The sequence below is a fragment of the Enterococcus sp. AZ011 genome (assembly GCF_050548355.1).
Taxonomy (GTDB): Bacteria; Bacillota; Bacilli; order Lactobacillales; family Enterococcaceae; genus Enterococcus; species Enterococcus faecalis.
This window is the reverse complement of record NZ_CP172959.1, coordinates 1,036,651-1,056,483: the sequence shown is the minus strand read 5'-3', so window position 1 is coordinate 1,056,483 and position 19,833 is coordinate 1,036,651. Positions and strand designations below refer to the sequence as shown.

The 19,833-nt window shown below is 37.3% G+C and carries 16 protein-coding genes; 1 reads left to right on the top strand and 15 read right to left on the bottom strand.

Going from position 1 to position 19,833, the window contains the following annotated elements:
- The first annotated feature begins 101 nt into the window (after positions 1-101).
- Positions 102-632: a DUF5067 domain-containing protein gene (locus tag IGL36_RS05170; RefSeq protein ID WP_002397838.1), complete on the top strand. Its 531-nt coding sequence runs from the start codon at positions 102-104 to the stop codon at positions 630-632.
- A gap of 32 nt (positions 633-664) precedes the next feature.
- Here IGL36_RS05170 and IGL36_RS05165 read toward each other — a convergent pair whose 3' ends face one another.
- The 15 genes from IGL36_RS05165 to IGL36_RS05095 form a co-directional block, all read right to left on the bottom strand.
- The gene (locus IGL36_RS05165) at positions 665-1,630 is read right to left on the bottom strand and encodes a LacI family DNA-binding transcriptional regulator (protein ID WP_002363772.1); all 966 of its coding nucleotides are present in this window, start codon (positions 1,628-1,630) and stop codon (positions 665-667) included.
- Positions 1,631-1,645: 15 nt separating this feature from the next.
- The gene (locus IGL36_RS05160) at positions 1,646-4,921 is read right to left on the bottom strand and encodes a GH36-type glycosyl hydrolase domain-containing protein (RefSeq protein WP_002405237.1); all 3,276 of its coding nucleotides are present in this window, start codon (positions 4,919-4,921) and stop codon (positions 1,646-1,648) included.
- 17 nt (positions 4,922-4,938) lie between these two features.
- Positions 4,939-7,089, bottom strand: coding sequence for a glycoside hydrolase family 3 N-terminal domain-containing protein (locus tag IGL36_RS05155; protein WP_010716955.1), 2,151 nt, complete (start codon positions 7,087-7,089; stop codon positions 4,939-4,941).
- Between the two features lie 4 nt (positions 7,090-7,093).
- The gene (locus tag IGL36_RS05150; protein ID WP_002377753.1) at positions 7,094-7,858 is read right to left on the bottom strand and encodes an endonuclease/exonuclease/phosphatase family protein; all 765 of its coding nucleotides are present in this window, start codon (positions 7,856-7,858) and stop codon (positions 7,094-7,096) included.
- Positions 7,839-8,756 carry an acetylxylan esterase gene (locus IGL36_RS05145; RefSeq protein ID WP_002397834.1) on the bottom strand — a complete coding sequence of 306 codons (918 nt, stop codon included), beginning with the start codon at positions 8,754-8,756 and terminating at the stop codon, positions 7,839-7,841. The genes IGL36_RS05150 and IGL36_RS05145 overlap by 20 nt, the downstream gene beginning before the upstream one ends.
- Positions 8,749-9,342, bottom strand: a complete 594-nt coding sequence (locus IGL36_RS05140; protein WP_002357898.1) for a DUF624 domain-containing protein — start codon at positions 9,340-9,342, stop codon at positions 8,749-8,751. The genes IGL36_RS05145 and IGL36_RS05140 overlap by 8 nt, the downstream gene beginning before the upstream one ends.
- 56 nt (positions 9,343-9,398) lie before the next feature.
- On the bottom strand, positions 9,399-10,997 hold the full coding sequence (locus IGL36_RS05135; RefSeq protein WP_002397833.1) for a sugar ABC transporter substrate-binding protein: 1,599 nt from the start codon (positions 10,995-10,997) through the stop codon (positions 9,399-9,401).
- Positions 10,998-11,014: 17 nt separating this feature from the next.
- Positions 11,015-11,896 (bottom strand): carbohydrate ABC transporter permease, encoded by an 882-nt coding sequence (locus IGL36_RS05130; protein WP_002357901.1) that lies wholly within the window; start codon positions 11,894-11,896, stop codon positions 11,015-11,017.
- 14 nt (positions 11,897-11,910) lie between these two features.
- Positions 11,911-12,822 carry an ABC transporter permease gene (locus tag IGL36_RS05125; protein WP_002382199.1) on the bottom strand — a complete coding sequence of 304 codons (912 nt, stop codon included), beginning with the start codon at positions 12,820-12,822 and terminating at the stop codon, positions 11,911-11,913.
- Positions 12,823-13,113: 291 nt separating this feature from the next.
- A complete protein-coding gene (locus IGL36_RS05120; RefSeq protein ID WP_002397832.1) occupies positions 13,114-14,004 on the bottom strand; it encodes a metallophosphoesterase in 891 nt (296 codons plus the stop codon).
- A gap of 257 nt (positions 14,005-14,261) precedes the next feature.
- Positions 14,262-14,936: an AP2 domain-containing protein gene (locus IGL36_RS05115; RefSeq protein ID WP_002397831.1), complete on the bottom strand. Its 675-nt coding sequence runs from the start codon at positions 14,934-14,936 to the stop codon at positions 14,262-14,264.
- The gene (locus IGL36_RS05110; protein WP_002366520.1) at positions 14,887-16,377 is read right to left on the bottom strand and encodes a helix-turn-helix domain-containing protein; all 1,491 of its coding nucleotides are present in this window, start codon (positions 16,375-16,377) and stop codon (positions 14,887-14,889) included. Before IGL36_RS05110 ends, IGL36_RS05115 begins: the two co-directional genes overlap by 50 nt.
- Positions 16,378-16,786: 409 nt before the next feature.
- A complete protein-coding gene (locus tag IGL36_RS05105; protein WP_002405238.1) occupies positions 16,787-18,043 on the bottom strand; it encodes an NADPH-dependent oxidoreductase in 1,257 nt (418 codons plus the stop codon).
- Positions 18,044-18,061: 18 nt separating this feature from the next.
- Positions 18,062-18,670, bottom strand: a complete 609-nt coding sequence (locus IGL36_RS05100; RefSeq protein ID WP_002363762.1) for an NADPH-dependent FMN reductase — start codon at positions 18,668-18,670, stop codon at positions 18,062-18,064.
- A 26-nt stretch (positions 18,671-18,696) separates the two neighbouring features.
- Complete coding sequence (locus IGL36_RS05095) at positions 18,697-19,632, bottom strand: FAD:protein FMN transferase (protein ID WP_010716952.1); 936 nt, start codon at positions 19,630-19,632, stop codon at positions 18,697-18,699.
- Positions 19,633-19,833: the final 201 nt, after the last annotated feature.

Sequence of the window (19,833 nt, the reverse complement as noted above, 5' to 3'; positions counted from 1 at the left end):
ATTGCTTGTAGCACTCTTTTTAATATAGATACAAGCAACTTGTTTTTTACATAGTCAATCAACCAAAGTGAGGACTTTATATGAGGAAACCCTACATTTTAATGAGCTTACTCGTTCTAAGTACCTTATTAAGTGCTTGTTCAACTGTAAGCGGCAGCCCAGCAAGTCAAAGTGTGCCCGCACCTGATGAAGTGTTGGCGACAAGTATTGGGACGTATGAAAATCGAACATTGTTGGTTCCAGATGGTCGTTTAGCCTTAACTGCCTTGCATAAAGGAAAAGATTATCAAGGCAAACCAATGTTTTATGTCCTGTTTGAATTAACCAATACAACCGAAAAAACACAAAATATTCAGCTAATGATTCAAAGTTTTATGGAAGTTAGTCAAACTGTCCACGGAAAAGCCCAAAATTTACAATATGCAGTCTTAACAGATTCACCTTTCCAAGACAAACTAGATCGTTTAGCAGATGAAATCAATCCTGGTGAAACAATCCAAGGCGCTTACCCGTATGAATTTATTAATGAGAACAAACCGGTCCATTTTAAATTTAGAGATCGCCTTCTCAGTCTGGATGAACCCATTGCATCAGAAGAAATTACCATTACAGAAAAAAGTTTGGTCCGCTAGCTTAGCTAGCATTGGACCAAACTTTTTATTTATTATTCAGATGGAAAAGATTCTCCTTCTATAAAACGTGTGTAAATGTGTTCGCTCTCAGCAGCTTCTCCCCGCATTAAATGAATAATTTTTTCTGCAGCCACCATGCCCCATCGATGTTTAGAATAGGCAATTGTTGCTAATCGCGGTTGCACAAACGCACCTAGTTCAGAATTATCAAAACCAATAATCCGAATGTCTTTCCCCATTTGGTAATTTGTTTCTGCAACATATTTATAGACACCGATCGCCATTTCATCATTAAAAGCAAAAACATCGACTGGTTCTGTCTGTGGTTGACTCAAAATTTTTTTAGCAGCCGCATAGCCAGAAGGTTCGGTAAAATCACCTTGGATAATTTCATAAGGTATCCCAAAACGAGTTAATTCTCGTGTACTAACAGCCAATCGTTCTTGGCTATCATAACCTTTTTCTGGTCCAGAAAGCAGAAGAACTTTTTTTGAACCCACATTGACAAATTGCTCAATTGCCTGCGTGGCACCGCCACGATTATCCAAGAGAACTTGCCGGATATTCCTATGCTCAGTGGTTCGATCAAGGACAACGATCGAATGGCCTCGTTCAGCAAACTTTTCAATTTCTTTTGTTGGAAATGTCCAATCTAAAATAATTGCCCCATCCACCATTTTTTCAGGAATGAAAAGATGTGACTTTTTACCGCTGCAGACAATCATCTCATAATCAAACAGTGCTAAGCCTTTCTTAATTCCCTCCAACAATTCACCATAAAAACTACCGCCATAATCGGCCAAATAGACACCAATAATATTGGTTTGACGACGTTTTAATGTGCGAGCGGCCATGTTAGGAACATAGTTTAGCTCTTCAGCAATTGCTTGGATGCGCGTTCGTGTTTCTTCAGTTACCTTTGAACTACCATTCAATGCGTAAGAAACGGTCGAGATTGATACGCCTGCTTTTTTTGCAATATCTTTAATTCCTACCATGGACTACTCTCCTTTCTAATGGTAAATTTCAATAACACTTGCTTCATTTAATAATGAAAGCACCTCGTCTTTTTGAACTTCCATTCCCCCTTCTCGATAAGGGTTTTCTTCAAACTTAAACGGAACTTCTTGACCATCGATAACTATTTTCGCTGACTGATTTGGATAAAATTTATATGTGACAGGTTTATCAAACAATTGGTAAGTTAGTGTTAAACCAGACAATTTTTCTGGTAACATAGGATCAAAAACCACACTTTGGGCCTTTTGCCGAATCCCTAAAACAGCTGTAATTAATTGATTTAAATAAATTCCCGGCCCGCTTGAATAAATTCGCCAGCCACCTTTTACCCCAATACTTCCATCTTTTAGTTTACCAAAATTTTCTTGTGATTCATACCTTGTTTTAAAATCGCCATCGGAACTACTAAAATAGGCATTGGCTTGACGTAACTCTGCATTGTGAACCACTTCTTTTAATTGAACTGGATTGATTTGCATTAATGCTTGCCAGGTTTTGTCTCGCTGACCAATTTTCGCCATCGCTTCTGTATAGCGAATGTGCGCATGAACATACTGTAAACCAATTTCGCGACCAAAATTAGCCGCCTGTTCTGCTCGTTTAAAATTAGTGCTCACACCGCCTCGATAGTTCGCTGGTTTGTTCATTAAGCGCACGCCATCAGGAAACGTTAATTCTTTTTCAATAATTTCTAAATGATGACTTACTTGTTCCGGTGTTAATAATTCGGCTAACATACTACGAGTCATTGGCAATAATCGATATTGAATCCCTGTTTTTTGGTCATTTGGGTGAATCATTTGTTCAAAAGTTTCTGGCGTTTCCATATAAATAAACCCTGGAATCGTTTCATCCGCCAACATATATTTTTGAAAATCGTTCTTTATTCCTGCGACTAAAATTGCTAAGTGCTGACTATAAGTAGCATCGATTTCCGTAATTAAAGCCGCAAATTTTTTCAACACTTGATACGTTAAGGCAACGGTCCAACTACTAGCCATTTGCTCTTTAAGACGATTATCATAAGGTTGTAACGTGTCATCCCAATCGCCGTCACCATAACAGGATAGAAAAGTTTCTGGTAAAAAATGTTGTTCAATATAATTTATTTCTTTTTTCAAATGTTCAAATAAAGATGCTGTTTCTTTTGTTTTGTGATTATCTTTGCGACTTGTATAAGGGATTTCCGTAGCTAAGATTGAATAATCTGCGGTTTGTTCCAAATAATCAGTCACTACTTTCAATGGCCAGACGATAATATCGCCATGGCTTTCACTGGCTTTTTGTTCTTCGTATCGGTCAAACATAAACCATTGCGGCCAGTTGCCATCGTCCTCAAATTGATTTTCAAATAGATGCTGAATAATGGAGGCCACGATCTTAGGCTGTTGCGTCGCAAAGAAAAATTCTGTCGGTCCTTGCGACACATCTCGTGTGCCCCAAGCTGCTCCACCATACTGTTCTAAGCCATGTGGCGACAAATAATGAACGAGCATATTATGAGTATACCAACGAGTTAATTGATTCATTTGCTGCACACTTGAGTCTGTGTGTGTTAACTCAAAATGATGTAACAAGCCATTAATGAATGCTAAATATTGACTTTCTGCTTTTTCAAAATCTAATGGTGTATTGACTGATGCTTGGTCCTCTATACTGCCCGTAATAAGTAGTGAAAATTTTTGGGTCTTTTCGATTGCCAAGACTAATAAGTCTGCTTCAGCTCCACCAAATAATGTGCTATCGGTTACTTGAAATGATTTATCAACTGTCAATGCATAGGTTAGTTCTGGGTAATAATTTTCTGTAGCAGAATGATTTCCCGTCACTCGAAGCGTTTTGCCAGTTTGTTCTAATTGATAGGTTGGTACTTCTTCCGGTCCTAATAACAAATGGTTAGAAACAGCCCACATATATGCATCCTTTTGACTGGTCACTTCCAATTGAATCACTCTTGAATCAGGCGAAGTGAAGGTGCGTACCCGAATTGTATCCTTTGGCAACTTATAATACCACGTAGCAGAGTTCAACCCCATTTCAAAAGCAGAAGGCATTGTTAGTAAGCGCCATAAGCCATTCTCTAAAATGTAGATTCGTTGACCAGAGCGTTTCATAACGTTTAAAGCGTTTCGGCTATTACTCATTAATTTGTTCATGGTCGTATTTCCTAAAACTACTTGTGAATTGAAAATGCCATACATATACACTGTCGTACTAAGCAAAGGTTCGTCAACCGTTAAGTCTTTACCACTTAATAAAATGTGGCCATGCGCTCTTTCCATGGCAATTTCTTTTTCTTGAAGAACAACATGATGGTAATTTTCCGTGAAAAAGGAATACGTCTGACCTGCTACTTTTTCAATTTGTGTCTGAAGGGGATAAAGTGCGGCCAACTCTTCTTCTGTTAATGGATTTCCTGTGATAGGTTCTCCTAAAAGTTTCGGAGGAGAGTCCTGTGTTTCTTCTAATGAATCGAATGTCACAGTTTCATAAATAGCTTGTAAGTCTTCTTTCGATAAAAAAGGTTCAGCTAATGCTTGCGGATGTGTTTCTGTTACCGCACCATAAAAAACAAATTCCTTACTTTCATTCGTTAATTGGACGGCTTCCGTTTGTAAAGCGGTGTAAGCAAATTCATATTGATAGACTTCATTTGCTAAATATCTTTTCCTCAATGCTTCTGGTGTGTTCGTTTGTTTAAATGAACGTCCGAAAAATTGATAGCCGTCCGTTGAGTAGCCTACTAATTTTTGAAAACTCCCTTGAATAAGGGCTGGAAACTTCTCATTTTGCGGTTGATTTTGTCTCGATAAAACAACAAGCTCTTCGCCCTCTTGCCAAATGTGATGATCAAGATACTGCGACACATACGCTTCATTTGACTGAACGGTTCCTTTTGTCGCTAAGCCAATATCTTGACCATAAACAATATCTACTAAGCCAGTTCCAGTGACATTAACCCGCCAGAACCATTGATTGCTTGGCCCCAAACGAAAGTCAACTTGGTAACGAACCGCTTCAAATTCGCCCCGCCATGTCAATTGGTTATCTGAAAGATAAAAATCACTTTGACTGTTGGAACCAATCATTGGTCGATAATTAATTGTGTCCCCTGTAATTATCCGCAAATAGAGTTGGTTCATACTGCCGTCTAAAGGATTACCTTCTAATTGATTAATCATCATGCCATAGCTATTCAATTCTTTTAAATCACCTGTCTCTAGAAATGTAGCAACTGTGTCTGCTTGCTTAAGCTTCTTTATCTGCATAACTTATCCTTCCCATCTTATTCATTTAACGTGACTGTTGCGGTTTGTACATCGCGACTATTTCCACCAATCATTACGATAAATTCACCTGCATCACTGGTTACCTGATTGTCTGAATGAACATAGCGCACCATATCCTCTGAAAGAAGAAACTGAACTTCTTTTTCTTCCTTTGGTTCCAGCCAAACTTTTTGAAAATCTTTTAACTCTTTAATTGGGCGAACCACTTGTCCCACCAAATCACGTACATAAAATTGCACGGTTTCCTCTCCAGCGATTGGACTGTCATTTCTTACTAAAACAGAGACCGTGACTGGTTGTTCTTTGGTAAATGTTAATGCACTTAGTTGAATTGGTTGATAAGAGAAATGACTATAACTTAAGCCAAATCCAAAGGGATATTTAGCGTAATTAGAGACATCTAAATATTTAGAAACATATTTTTCTTCTGGTGCTGACTCATAAGGACGCCCAGTATTGTCGACATTGTAAAAAATTGGCACTTGACCAACCGTTTCTGGAAACGACATACTTAAGCGACCACTTGGATTGTACTCTCCCCACAAAATTTCTGCTAGCGCATTGCCCCCTTCTGTTCCAGGTTGCCAAGCTTGCACAATTCCTTTTGCAACATCTATCCCTTGTAAATCTAAGGGCCGACCACTGTAGACCGTGACAACAACATTGGGATTTTTCTCAATAATTTGTGCCACTACTGCTAATTGTTTTTCGGGTAGACGAATATCACTGCGACTGGCAGCTTCCCCACTCATCCAATCTGTTTCGCCTAGTGCCACTACTACTTTATCTGCTTGACTAGCTAACGTTAAAGCCTCTTCAATGGCCGCCGCGGTCGGTTCAAAGTAATCAAAGGGTTCTTGGGCAACTAGAAGATTTGTAGTTAATTTTTGGGCACCAGCCACGAGGGAAATGGCTTCTTCTTTCTTTCCTTGCCATGACCAGGCCCCTAAAATATCTTGTGATTGGGCCCCTGGGCCGACAAGCGCGATTTTTTCTTGCGGTGTAAAAGGCAAAATATTTTCATTTTTTAAAAGAACCATTGATTTTTGAGCAATCTTTTTAGCTATTTCTCGATGTTCTTTGCTTAAAATCACTTCTGCTTCCGCTTGTTCATCCGCACCACGATAGGGATTTTCAAATAAGCCTAGCTCATTTTTTAGTTTTAAAATTCGCATAACTGCTTCATCAATAAGTGTTTCAGCAATCCGGCCTTCTTCAAGTAATTCTTTTAAATAATCTGGATAACACGTGGTCATCATTTCAATATCTACACCAGCTTTGATAGCCAATTCTGCTGCCTGTTTTTCATCTTTGGCAACGCCATGAGGAATTAATTCTTTAATCGCTCCCCAGTCTGAAATCACAACTCCTTCAAAGCCAAATTCATTTCGTAATACGTCTCTAAACAGCCATTGGTTGCCTGTAGCAGGAATCCCATCCACTGTATTGAAGGACGTCATGACAAGTTTTGCACCCGCATCTATTCCAGCTTTATAGCCAGGTAAATACATTTCTCTTAGCTGCCGTTCAGACATATCTACCGTATTATAATCCCGACCAGCTAAGGCACCACCATATGCCGCAAAGTGCTTCACGCACGCGGCTACTCGCCAATTGTCCTCTTTTAAATTTTCTCCTTGGTAACCTCTAACCATTGCAGCAGCTAAGCGACTGTTGAGTAATGGATCTTCACCTGTTGACTCCATGACACGTCCCCAACGTGGATCGCGCACTAAATCAACCATTGGTGAAAAGGTTACATGTAATCCTGAAACTGCAGCTTCTTTTGCTGAAATCTCCGCCATTTTTTCAACCGCTGCTTCATCCCAAGTGCTTCCTAAAGCCAAAGGAATCGGAAAGATAGTTCTGAAACCATGAATAATATCCGCCATTAAAAGTGTTGGAATATTTAATCGATGATTTTGCATATATTCTTTTTGAACACGTTTTGCTTCGTTTGCACCGGAAACACCCAGTGTTGTCCCCGCCGTATCAATCGTTTCTTGACTTAGTCCTAGCTCTGACATAGGGCCGGTCTTTTCTTCTGCTTTATCTGAATAAAACGCTGCTGCTAATTGTAATAATTGATTAATTTTCTCATCAATTGTCATTTCTTCGACTAATTGAATCAGTTGATTTTCTTTCATACTCTCACCTTTCTTCAATACATACTTCTGCTTCTAAAGGAAAATGGTCGGAGGGAAAACGTCCATCAATACTATCTGTTAAACTTGCGGTTTGCTGTACTTGCCAACCTTTTACATAAATATAATCAATTTCTTCTAATTCCGCCCAAGGTTTTGTGTAAGTAAAATTTTGAAATGTTCCTCTTGGTCCATAATGAGTAGCTAAATTTTTGCTATCTTGAAATTTTTTTTGAACAAGTTGATGCACCGCTTCACCCGACTCTGCATTAAAATCGCCCATTAATAAAGTTGGATACTGTGCAATTTTGTCATGTAACTCCTCTAAGATAACGGTCATTCCTGCTAAACGAGCATGAGCTGAAATATGATCCAAATGAACATTGATGACTAAAAAAGGCGTATTTTGAGTCGTTTCCTTAAATAGTCCCCACAAAGCAATTCTTGGACAGCCAGCTTCAGGATGGATACTTGGCTGCTGAGGTGTTTCAGATAACCAAAAATACCCTGTATCAATAGCCTGAACTTTTTGTTCGTTATAGAGAATCGCTAGTCCTTCTCCTTGACCATCCCCTTCTCTTTCCGCAGAAAGACAGGTGAATGTTGTATACGCCTTTAAATCCCTGACTTGATTCGGTCGTACTTCTTGAATACAACAAAGGCTCCAATCATGAAAATTGATTAACTGACAAACAGCCTCTTTACGAAAAGACCATTGCCAATCTTGGTCATACTCTGTATCTACCCGGACATTATACGTAGCTATTTTCATTTTTAACCTCCTGCAATAGTTGTTGAATTTGACGCATCTCACGACGGATCTGGGTTGTTTCACCGCCACCATGGCCTTTTTTCCAATACACTCTGACTGCTTTTCTTGCCTTTATCTGATGATAAGAAGGGAAAAAATCTTTCATTGGACATATCGGATCGTGACTCCCAACAGAAGCAAAGACTGGATTTTTAATTTGCGAAACAAAGTGACGACTATCAAAATAAGGAAGAACCGCGGCAATTTTTTCATGCGCTTGGGGATGCTCTTGTAAGTACTGATGAATAATTTGATACGACCCCGTTCCTTCTGCTACTCGATTTTCTAAACAAGAATGACTTGGAACATCTGCAAAAGTAGCTAAAATCGGGAAGTCGACTAAACTGTTCACCATTAACACTACGCCACCCCCTTGGGAACCACCACGAAGAATGATTTGGTCCTGATTAATTTCAGTAAAGGTCCGCACCACTTCTACGCTACGTAAATGGTCGGCAAACAAGCGGCGTTGGTACCAATCTTCTTTGTCTAGAAATCCTCGTCCCATTGGTGCTTCATGCCAAATTGTTTGATATGGCACGCGATCTTTGGTTAATCCCCCTTGACCTCGATTATCAATGACAAAACAAGCACAACCAATTTGTGTCCAATGAGCAAATTGCCAAGGTTCTTGAATATGATTCATATAGCCTAAACAGTCAATCACTATTGGCTGTTTCCCCGCCGTTTTAGGAAGTAACAAATAGCCAAAGATGCGCTCACCTAGGAAACTTAAAAAGTCGACCTGTTCCACTTGAACATTTTCCAATGGATAGTCAATGATCCGCCGATGGATATCTAGCGGTATTTTTTGAAGTTCTTCCTTAGTCTTTTCCCAAAACTCAAAATACTCATTCATGTTCCACACCTAACACTTTCTGAAAAAACGCAACTTGAAGAAAAGCCGTTGTCCCGAATCCTAACGCAATATATAAAAACAAATTAAGCTTATAGAAAAAAACAAACGTTAAAAGAGGTAAAATAAACAAAATAATCGCATTTGCACTATTACTTAAGACCACATAAACCGTCTCACCTAGTGTCTTTTTAACGGACCAATTAAAAACGGAAAAGAGAAAAAGAAAACTCGTCAAAAATAATGCAACAAAACTTAATAGAAAAATAGCTAAGAAACCTAAACTAGTGGCTATTTTAAATAAACTTGTTACGACAATACCGCCCAGTAAAAAAGCAACGAACAAGACACCTGTTAAAATAAAACCTCGCATGATGTTATTTTTTAATGCTGTCCAAAACGTTCGCAAAACAGGAATATCTTTTTCACGATACAAACGATAGATCGTTCGATACAACGCAATTAAGCCGACACCGCTAAAGATGCCTGTTATACAGGTAATTAAAAAGAGAAAATTAATAATGATCAAGTTGGCAATAAAAGAAAAAATCCGATAATACCAACCTTCATATGCAAATAGCTTATTCATATTAAAAGAGAAAAGCGGATTTCTCGTTGCTTTATCCGCTTTTCTCTCCTCCTCTCTTACTTAAGTTTGTCTCTGTTTTCCGCCATTTTCTCAGATTTTATTTTTTCAATTGCATCCCATTTATTTGATTTTAAGAATGCTTTGTAGTCTTCTAAAGATTTGTCAAAGGCTTTATCATCTTTCGCACGAATCATTGAAATAACAGTTGTATTTAGTTTGGTTTCAATCGCTTCATTCGCCCGAGCTTCCGGCGTTCCTGCATCTGGATTAATATTTTCAATTACGAAATGTGGGACCAATTTTCCTTTGCCCCATTCTTGCATTTGCGTTAAAGCACTTTCCATTGGCACTTTTAGTTTATTAACACGGTCATTGTTAAAGTATAGGAAACGACTAATGCCATATTTTTTGTTGTAGGCATCATTGTCTGTTTGTTCTAATTTTTTCACTTCTGGTAAATAATCAATTTTCCCTTGATTATTGTACGCATAAGTAACTCCTTCAACGCCATATTTTGTTAAAATTTGTCCTGGTTCATCAATTAAATATGTGAATAGTTGAGTGACTTTCGCTGGATCTTTCGCATCTTTCGTAATGTAATTACTTAACCAACCTGAAATGCCGGTTTGATTTAATGTTGGTTTTCGGCCAGAAGTGCTACTTGGTCCATCAATGGCTATATAACGTGTGCCAGATTTTTTCATAAATTCTGTGAAGTTCCCACCTTGACCACTGGTTCCAGCAACGAGCATGGTTGCATAATTTCCTTGTTTCACTTTTTCATCAAACGTCGCCCCATCATCTGTGAAGCTATCATCACTAATATTGCCTGCTCGGTAAACATCATTAAATGTTTTTAACCATTCTAAGTATTCTTTATCTAAATTTCGATCATAGTATTTACCATTTTTATCCTCTAAAGGAACACCTAAGAAGTCTTGTAATTTGTCTAAAAATGGTCCTGCACCATCGCCCACTGTGGTAAAGCCCATTGGGGTCATCTCAGGATATTTTTCTTTAATCTGTTGCATGACTTTTTCAAAATTTTCTGGTGTTGAAACGTCTGGCTTGCCTAATGCATTATAGACATCTTCACGAATAACAAAATTATCATTTACTGGGATATTTCCACTTTCATAATCCGCTTTTGTATTAGAGTAATTAGGGTAACCATATGTTTTTCCATCCTCTAAGGCATACCATTTAAACGTATCTTGGTTAACAACTTTCATTAAATAGGGGTCATATTTTTTAGCTAAATCGTTTAAAGAATAGGCCCAAGAATCTGCTTTCAATGCTGCTTGTCCAGTTTTTTCAGTTAATGTCACGATATCAGGCATATCTCCACTTGAAATCATGGCATTTAATTTTGAATCATCGCCGGAAATAAATTCAATATCCACATTTAAGTCTTTTTTAATCTGCGCAGTGGTCACGTCTTTTCCAAAAGGCAGCGCCGTCCAATCTGAGTTAATATACCATTTAATCTTGGTCGGTTCTTTCTTCTTATCTAACTTCCAAGCAGGCGTCTTTTCATCTAATTCATACCGATCCTTAATTGAGACATCTGAGCCAGCTTTCTTTTCCCCACCGCTACAGGCCGCTAAACTAACGACCGCCGTTGCCACCAATAAACCGCCTAAAACTTTTTTCATATTGTTCCCTACTTTCTTTATTCTTTTACTGCACCGGCCATCATACCGCCGATAAAGTGTTTTTGTAGTAATGGATAAATGATTAAAATTGGTATCGTTGTAATGACAATTGTTGCCAGCTGAACACCACGTGTCGTTGCCTGCACCACCATATCTGTACTGCCGCTCTCTGTCATGGTACTCAAGTTTGATTGAACAATAATTTCATAAATTTTCATCTGCAATGGATACAGATATTCTTTGGTAATATATAATTTCGTGGTCATAAAGTCATTCCATTGACCAACCCCATTAAATAAAATAATGGTGGCTAATGCCGGTTTTGTTAAAGGTAAAAAGATTTTATAAAAAATTTGAAACTCACTGGCGCCGTCTATTTTGGCGGATTCTTCTAAAGATGGTGGAATTTCTCGGAAAAAGTTCATTAAGATAACTACATCATAATAGCTAAATAAAGCTGGAATGATATATACCCAGAAGGTATCTAAGAGTCCTAATGACTTAATCAAAAGATACGTGGGAATCATGCCCCCACCAAAGTACATTGTAATGACACCCATCGTTGTATAAATATTACGCCCGACTAGTCTAGATTTACTAAGTCCATAAGCGACAATTGCACAGAACAGCGTATGCGTCGACGCACCGATGACTGTTTTTAAAACAGAAATCAAAAACGCTCGCGGAATGCTACTATCCGAAAAAACTTTCCGATAATTTTCTAACGTAAATCCTTTCGGCCATAAAACCAAGCCTTTACCAGCTAAACCCGAACTTGACGAAACTGAGGAAACTAAAATATTCCAAATTGGCACGATAATTAATAAAGAAAACAACACAAGAATTAACGTATTGAAAAAGTAAAACCATTTGTTTTCTTTTGATTTTCTTTTAATCACAGCTGTTGCCTCCTTTATAAAATAACCGACCGACCATTGTTCATTTTTCTAGTAATGCGATCTGTAATGACTAATAAAACAATTGAAATAACAGAAATCCCTAAACCAACTGCCGTCGCATAAGAAAAGTCCCCTTGCGTTAGCCCCATACGATAAACAAATGAATTAATTACTTCTGATTTGTTTTGGTTTTGAGCATTCATTAAAACCAACGTTTGATCTAAGTTCGATCCCAATAAACCGCTAACATTTAGAATTAAGTTCAACGAAATAATCGGCGCTAATAAGGGCAAAGTAATCGTTCGGATTTGTGTTAATTTTGAAGCACCATCAATTCTCGCCGCTTCATAAAACGTTGGATCAATACGAGACATGCCAGCAAGATAGAGAATCGTGCCCCAACCTACTTCTTTCCACAAATCAGAAAGAACAGCAATCCACCAATACTTATCAGGATCTAACAAATGATTGACGCCCTGATTCATTAAGCCTAACGACATCATGACTTGGTTGATAAAGCCATTTGTTGAAAGCCACGAAATCAACATCCCGCCTAAAACGATCCAAGAAAAAAAGTGCGGAATATAAGAAATTGTCTGAATCACTTTTTTTAAATGGCCATCTCTCATTTCAAAAATCATTACCGCTAAGATAATCGGAATAGCGAATCCTAAAAAAAGTTTCATTAAACTAATCGCTAAGGTATTACGAACTGCTTCCCAAAAAAAACTATCTTCCATAATGATTCGAAAATTTTCAAGTCCAACCCATGGTGCAGAAGAAACCGTATCAACAATCGTATAATTTTTAAAAGCAATGATAATTCCATAAATTGGAATGTAGTTAAAGACAATCATGAATGCTACACCCGGAAGTACCATCCAATGCAATTGCCGCTGATCATAAAACTTTTTTAGTTTTTTCATAAGCAGGGTTCCTTTCTTTTTAGTGAAACGTTTCTACAAACAGATTATACATTCACTTCAAACGGTTGTAAACCCTTACATTATGGTTTTATTTAAAAATAACAGCATTAAAAAGCGCTATAGACCATTTATAAAGAAATTATTTTCCCTGCTTCTTTTTCCATAAAAATACTCTTTTCTAGATATTTTAAAGCATTTTATAGAAACGTTTCACCAAAATATGAACATCTTTTTCTTAAAAATAATTCTGTTAAATAACAGAAAAAAGTCTGGTCGGATTGACCAGACTTTTTAAATATAGATAGTAAAATGTGTAATTTCAGGGATCACCCCAAAACGGGCATGAATGGCGGTCGTCCCTAAGCCTGTATTAACATATAGTTGCGTTTCTTGGTCCAACTGATACAATCCTCTGGTATACTTTTCAGCTAAAACATTTGTGATTGGATAAAAAGGAATCCAAATTTGTCCGCCATGGCTATGTCCTGCTAAAACTAACTGTGTACCCGTACCAACAAATGCATCCGCGACATCTGGTTCATGGGTCATTAATAACGCATAGTCATACGTTTCTCGATAGGATAATGTTTCTGAAACGGAAGGATTTCCTAATAACGAGTCATCTAAACCACCAATAAAAAGACGGCGTCCATCTGCTAAGGTTACTGTTTCTCCTTGGTTTTTCATAACGGTAAAGCCACTGGCCTCCATGACTTCATCATACACCGCAGAAGCACCGCCACCATAATCATGATTTCCCCAAACTGCATATTTTCCAATTGTCGCTTGCAACTGTTTTAATTTTTCAATCATCGGTTCTTTTTGTTGCGGATTTTTGGCATAATTGTCAAATAAATCACCTGTAAAAACGATAATATCTGGTTTTTCACGATTGACTTTTTTTATGACTTTATCTAACCGCTTCGTCTCATAAAATTCTGAAACTTGTATATCCGAAAGTTGCACAACATTCAATGGTTCTCGTTGATTTTTCTTTCCCAAAGTCACCTGATTAATGTGAACTAAATTCGGCTCAATCTTCCACGCATAGATTGGGAGTGCGATAATTAAGAAAAAAAATAAGAGCATTATACTTAAACCAATTTTTTTAACCACATCACTCGCTCCTTTCTTTTCTTTGATTTCCGAAGACTTAGTATAGAGAAAAATCTTCTTAACCACAATCTAAAACAAAGGAAATTAAGGCTTTGTTAAACAACCTAAAGAATTTACACAATCTCTTATCCTTTTCTTAGCTTTTTTATAAAAAAAGCTAGATAATTTCATCTGTCGATGAAATTATCTAGCTAGAACATTCTTCTCTTAATGATGATGTTTTCGAAACGTTTGATAACCAATTAAGCAAAATAAAATCCCCAATAAAATCATTCCAGTTACTGAAAATAAGCCTGCTAACATCTTTCGCATCCTCTCTGTTGCTAAACTTCCTTATTTGTAGTTACTATTTCTTGTTGTAAAATTGGTTGAAATAGACGACGTTCTGCTAATTTTCTTGCTAAAATTGCTTCACTTTTTTTCGTAAAGATACCTAAGTTATGGCGCTTGCCTTTCAAAGAGATATAAGCCAGCCATTTCCCAGAAGCGGTCTGGCTCACTCCTTTGTGTCCGCTGCTATTATTTTTGGGGCGTTTACTTTGCAACTTCCCTGGAATTACACCAGCAACTCTTTGTCGGTAATCCTTCTTTTTACGATGACCGCAACTTTTGGTATGGCCATTCAACAAATTTTCACAGCGAACCCAGCAAGATTGTCCGCACGAACACAGACAATACGCTTTCATTGTCTGTTGAATACTTTCGATCCGTACCACGACTAATTCATGATAGTTTTTTTTCAACATTGTTTGATAGCGATGGTGCGCACATTTGGTTCGATACCCACGAATTAGTTGTCTTCTTGAAGCTTCTGTATAGCTCCCACAAGAACAGCGACAGGCCCAAACAATTAGCCCTTCTTTTCTTTTTGCCGTTGGTGCTACTACTGTCAACTCACCAAACTTTTGACCAGTTAAATCTTTATAGTTAACTGCTTGTCTCAATTGACTATCCTTCGTATTCTTGTTCTCGCCACATCTCGATTGGGTCTCTCCCATAGTGCTCATTTTTCTGAGTCTCTCCCTTTCTTAGTTCTCTGACTACCTCAGCAAATACTTGCCAATCTTTTGTTTCCGGCAAATGACGCCATGTCAATTGACGACACCGTACTTTCGAACTATAAAAATCGGACAAATACAAATCGGTTTCTAAGGTTAATTTGTGATCAATCATGACATCCATATAATTGAAAGAAGCAATAATTTTTGCAATAAAGCGGTTATAATCCTCCCCACCAGAAAAATCAACAAATACATGAATCGTTTTTTCAATTGCGCAAAAAGACCGATCATTTAACAAACAAAACATAAAATCATAATATAGATGCACGCGTTCATACATTAAAAATCGTTTTTGATGCAGCGACTCTGTCTTTTGTATAAAACCATCTAAGGCGCGATGAATTTGAGGAAACCGCTCTTCAAAGAAACTGCTCTGCTTGGCGGGAATAAATGCAGCCACCGAAAAGTATAGGCGGTCCCAGCGATAACAAATCAACTTTAATTTTTCTTTTGTTTCCACCGTAATTCGCTTTTCAAAGAAAGGAATAACACTATTCATATGATCAATAAATTCGTCTAACATGGTTAACTTATCTGGAAAAACAATCGGACTATCAATGTATTCATTTAAACTTAAAAAAAGAAAAATATATGAAGTCTCTTTGCCAAAATCCTCTTTAAAAAGAGGTGTTTCGCTTGTATAGATTTTTTCAAACGCATGCTGTAAACAGCTAGGCACATGAACTTCCGTAAAAGAGTCCACTACATGATCAGAAAATACACGAAAACGTTGGATCGTTAAAAGAATAAATAGTTGTGCGCTTTGATTAAGACTAAACGTTCTTTGATACATCAGTTGTAAATCGTTTATAAATCGTTTAATGCCAGGACTATTTTCCAGCAAAATGTTAGGCAGCCTTTCTTGATTACTTCCATAAAAATAATACAAGCATTGAAAACAAAAACTTCGGATATTTTTCTCTTCTCCAACCAAGCCTGTTGACTTTAATTTAATACGCCAATTAGCTAAAATCAGATTTAGTTTATACGAGAAGGCATAAATTTTGCTTTTGCTCATAAAATGAATTTGAGAAAATTCTTGAATCGTATGCTTTTGATAGAGGCCCACATCAAGAAGTAACTTGGCCATTAGTGATTGATCAAAATAATATTTTCTTAAGGCTTGATAATCAATTTGCGATAATTTTTGCGCACTAATCAGTCCTTTAGCTGGAAAAAGAATTTGACTCCTTGAAGAAATCTGTGTACATTCATAATTTATTTGACGGCACAACGATTCTAACTTTTGAGTGGATAAATCAAAATATCCATAAAATTCTTCTTTTAATAATGGACCTTCACTATTCATAAAAGTTTGATAAATAAGTAATTTATCTCGGAATTCTTGGTCTAATAATTCATCTAACAAAGTAGTCACATTTTCAACTCCAAACTATCACGCCTTAAGTATCTATTTTTTTAACAAGACGTGAGTGTCAATCTTGCTTATTTTTTCCACAAATTTAAAAATGATTCTTTCAATATTTAGGAATCTTCATAGAAAAGTATTATTTTAACCAAAAAAAGCCCCCTTGCGTCACCAAGGAGGCTTTTTTGTTATTTTTTACTTTAAATTTAAAGAAAAGCTGATTTGTTTGACTAATTTTCTGTTTCTTTTCTAGCCTATTCGTCAAAAATGATTGAAACTTTTGGTTCGTCTTCTATACTATCTTCCTATAAAGTTCTTACTCTTTTAAGTATCAGCTTCTGTCAATAAAAGTCCTCATTTGGCATTGCTAATCTGAATACAGTATGACTACTTGTTGCCGCTATTTTTTGCTGTTATTTTACTCTTTAATTGAAGCGCTAGAAACGCTGTCAACTGTTGGCTTTTCGGTCGCTGACTCTTCTTCATGGACTGATGCACTTGAGACACTATCTGCCTTTTCTGGCGCTTCTTTTTTGGAGGCACCACTGACTGCATCGACGTTTTTTCCACCGACTAATTCTTGCCCAGTTTGTTTTAAATACCAATCAACAATTGGTTTAAAGTCTAAAATATACTCATTAATTCCCGCGTAATTTCCATTATCATCATACATCGCTTGATAGTTATGCACTACATAGGTATCTGGTCCGTGCATTGGAACATGAACGCGAATAGCATCTGTTTTTCCTGACCGTAATTGTTGAATCACCCATTCTACATTTTTCAATGCTTTTGGTGGATGGCAATTCGCTAATGGATTACCAACTTGTCCTGGTTGCCGTTTAGCAAACATTTCTTCAGCAGCCATTTTTTTATTGTAATATAAAAATTGATTGTTACTGTCTGCGTAAGTCAATTCCATTGGCATTGATTTTAAGAAATAATTTAGCTGATCAACGGTTAAAATGCCTCGATCTAATTTTACGTATGTGTCGCCTTCCACAGCCTGAACCGCTTCTGCTGCTTGTTCTACCCAATCATCTGCTGCCATATCAACCCCTTCGATCGTTGTTTCAATGGTTCCTTTTGCATGTAAATCTTCAGGTAAGTCTTTTGGCTTAGCCCCTTCTAATTTTGAAATCACATCAATGAATTCCACGAATTTTTGTAATGTGCTTTCTAAAAATTGACGTGTTCCCTCCGCAATTAAGTTACCGTTTTCATCAAATGCTTCTTTAGCTTTTCCTAATAAAAACTCGTTTCCAGGCATCACGATTGCATTGACACCAGGTGCATCAAGAATTTGACGAAGATGTAATTGCGCACGTGAGGTTCCTTGATCATAATAAGAGCAACCAACAATCATTACTGGTTTATTTTCCAGCGGATGAATTTTGAAAGATAACCATTCTAACACACTTTTCAAACCGGCAGGAATGGTATGGTTATGTTCGGGCGTCGCAATAATTACGCCGTCTGCTTGTAAAATTTTGCGATTCATATTCTGAATCAAGACACTGTTCGTTTGATCCTTACTTTGATTAAACATTGGAATATCTTTAATTTCTAAAATTTCCAAGTCGAACATTTTATAAAACTCTTTGCCAATATATTGCAGTAGTAACCGATTATAAGAAGAATCAGCGTTTGATCCGACGATCCCAATTAATTTCATTTTATTCACTCCATTTCGTTAAATCGTTTCCCATGAGAAATTTTCTGCTTCTTTTTTATTTTGCGCATGCGCATGTTTCAGCTGTTCTGTAATTTCAATAAATACACAAAAATCTGCAAACAAACCAGCTAGTTTATCTATTTGTTCTGAATCTTTTAACGCATTGTTTTCATCAAAAGCTTGTAAGGAATGCGCTAATAGAAATTCAGAGCTTGGCATAATTCGTGCTTTCAATTCAGGAGCATCTAAAATTTGACGTAGATGCGCTTGTGCTCTAGAGGAACCTAACGTGCCATAGGATGCACCAGTAATCATAACTGGTTTATCAACAAACGGAAAAATCCCGTAAGATAACCAACTTAGGGCATTCATCAAAGAAGCCGGCACCGCATGGTCATATTCAGGCGTACTGATAATGACGCCATCTGCTGCTTCAATTTTTTCAGCAACCGTTTTAACTATTTCTGGCAAAGCTTTGTCTTCTGGCTTGTTAAACATAGGAAAGTCAACAATTTCAACTAGTTCAATGTCGGCCTCCTGCGCAAAATAGTGTTGCATAAATTGCAAAAGTTGACGATTGGTTGATTGCTCTGAGTTCGTTCCTACTAAGCCGATAATTTTTTTCATAATGAGCTGTCCTTTCTTTTTCGGTTCTATGAATGGATAATGTGAAGAGTATCTGCTAACCCGCTGCTATATAAAATTTGCTGGTCTTGTGTAATGATGACTCCTTCAATTCCATCTAGTTGATTGAGGATTTCAAGCGCTGCTGGAATTGGATAACCAAATAAACGCGTTGTCCAAATCTCACCATCCACTGAAGCATCCGAGATAATTGTGAGGCTGGCCATTTCAGTTTCCAATGGGTAACCGGTTGTCGGATCCAACAGATGGTGATAGACTCGCCCAGCTTCGGTTAAACTTCTTTCATAAATGCCCGACGTCACAACCGATTGATTAGCCACTTCGACAAGTAAGCTGATTGTTTCTCTGGATTCTTGCGGATTGCGAATACCAATTCGCCATTTTTTGTTTTGATGCGTAGAGGGCCCCAACGTCACAATATTGCCGCCCAGATTAATCAAAGCAGACGTCACATGGACTTCTTTCAAATAGGCAATTAGTAAATCAGCGATATAGCCTTTTGCTAAAGCCCCCAGATCTAATTTCATTCCTTCTTCTTCCAAAAAAACCGTTTGTTTTAATGGATTTAAGTGAATCTTTTCTGGATTAATTTTTTTCAAACAGGCTTTAATTTCCTCTTCTGACGGGACACGGGCGTCTTTAAAACCGATTCGCCATGTTTGAACTAACGGGCCAATGGTAACATTCAAATGACTAGCTGGATCACAACTATGTTTTTTCCCTAATGCAATTAATTGATACAACTCTGGATGAACGCTGACTGGTTTTTGCCCAGCTTGTTGATTGACAGCCATCAGTTCCGAAGTTGAATCATTTGCACTAAAGCGTTGCTCATAAGTGATCAATCGTTGATGCACTTCTTCTAGAATTTTTTCAGGTTCTTCATGGTCTACAAATACATCTATTACTGTGCCCATCAAATAAATAGTTTGACTTTGTTGCACCTCAAGACTTCCTCTCCACGAAAGATTGTGTTTTATTTCACATTTATTCACAAATGAATCATACGCCTTTATTTGATGCCAGTCAAGTCGTTTATATATTTTTTTATATAAAATAACGACCTTAAAATTTTCATTTAAGGTCGTAACGTGTCTTGAACTCTTTTAAAAAACGCTTTTTTTATTATATTTTAAAAATAAATA

What these genes read in the sequence shown, in the direction of transcription:
- IGL36_RS05135 (WP_002397833.1), bottom strand. Translation starts at nt 10,997, where the DNA reads ATGAAAAAAGTTTTAGGCGGTTTATTGGTGGCAACGGCGGTCGTTAGT.
- IGL36_RS05140 (WP_002357898.1), bottom strand. Translation starts at nt 9,342, where the DNA reads ATGAATAAGCTATTTGCATATGAAGGTTGGTATTATCGGATTTTTTCT.
- IGL36_RS05165 (WP_002363772.1), bottom strand. Translation starts at nt 1,630, where the DNA reads ATGGTAGGAATTAAAGATATTGCAAAAAAAGCAGGCGTATCAATCTCG.
- IGL36_RS05150 (WP_002377753.1), bottom strand. Translation starts at nt 7,858, where the DNA reads ATGAAAATAGCTACGTATAATGTCCGGGTAGATACAGAGTATGACCAA.
- IGL36_RS05155 (WP_010716955.1), bottom strand. Translation starts at nt 7,089, where the DNA reads ATGAAAGAAAATCAACTGATTCAATTAGTCGAAGAAATGACAATTGAT.
- IGL36_RS05160 (WP_002405237.1), bottom strand. Translation starts at nt 4,921, where the DNA reads ATGCAGATAAAGAAGCTTAAGCAAGCAGACACAGTTGCTACATTTCTA.
- IGL36_RS05105 (WP_002405238.1), bottom strand. Translation starts at nt 18,043, where the DNA reads ATGAAATTAATTGGGATCGTCGGATCAAACGCTGATTCTTCTTATAAT.
- IGL36_RS05145 (WP_002397834.1), bottom strand. Translation starts at nt 8,756, where the DNA reads ATGAATGAGTATTTTGAGTTTTGGGAAAAGACTAAGGAAGAACTTCAA.
- IGL36_RS05170 (WP_002397838.1), top strand. Translation starts at nt 102, where the DNA reads ATGAGCTTACTCGTTCTAAGTACCTTATTAAGTGCTTGTTCAACTGTA.
- IGL36_RS05125 (WP_002382199.1), bottom strand. Translation starts at nt 12,822, where the DNA reads ATGAAAAAACTAAAAAAGTTTTATGATCAGCGGCAATTGCATTGGATG.
- IGL36_RS05115 (WP_002397831.1), bottom strand. Translation starts at nt 14,936, where the DNA reads ATGGGAGAGACCCAATCGAGATGTGGCGAGAACAAGAATACGAAGGAT.
- IGL36_RS05100 (WP_002363762.1), bottom strand. Translation starts at nt 18,670, where the DNA reads ATGAAAAAAATTATCGGCTTAGTAGGAACGAACTCAGAGCAATCAACC.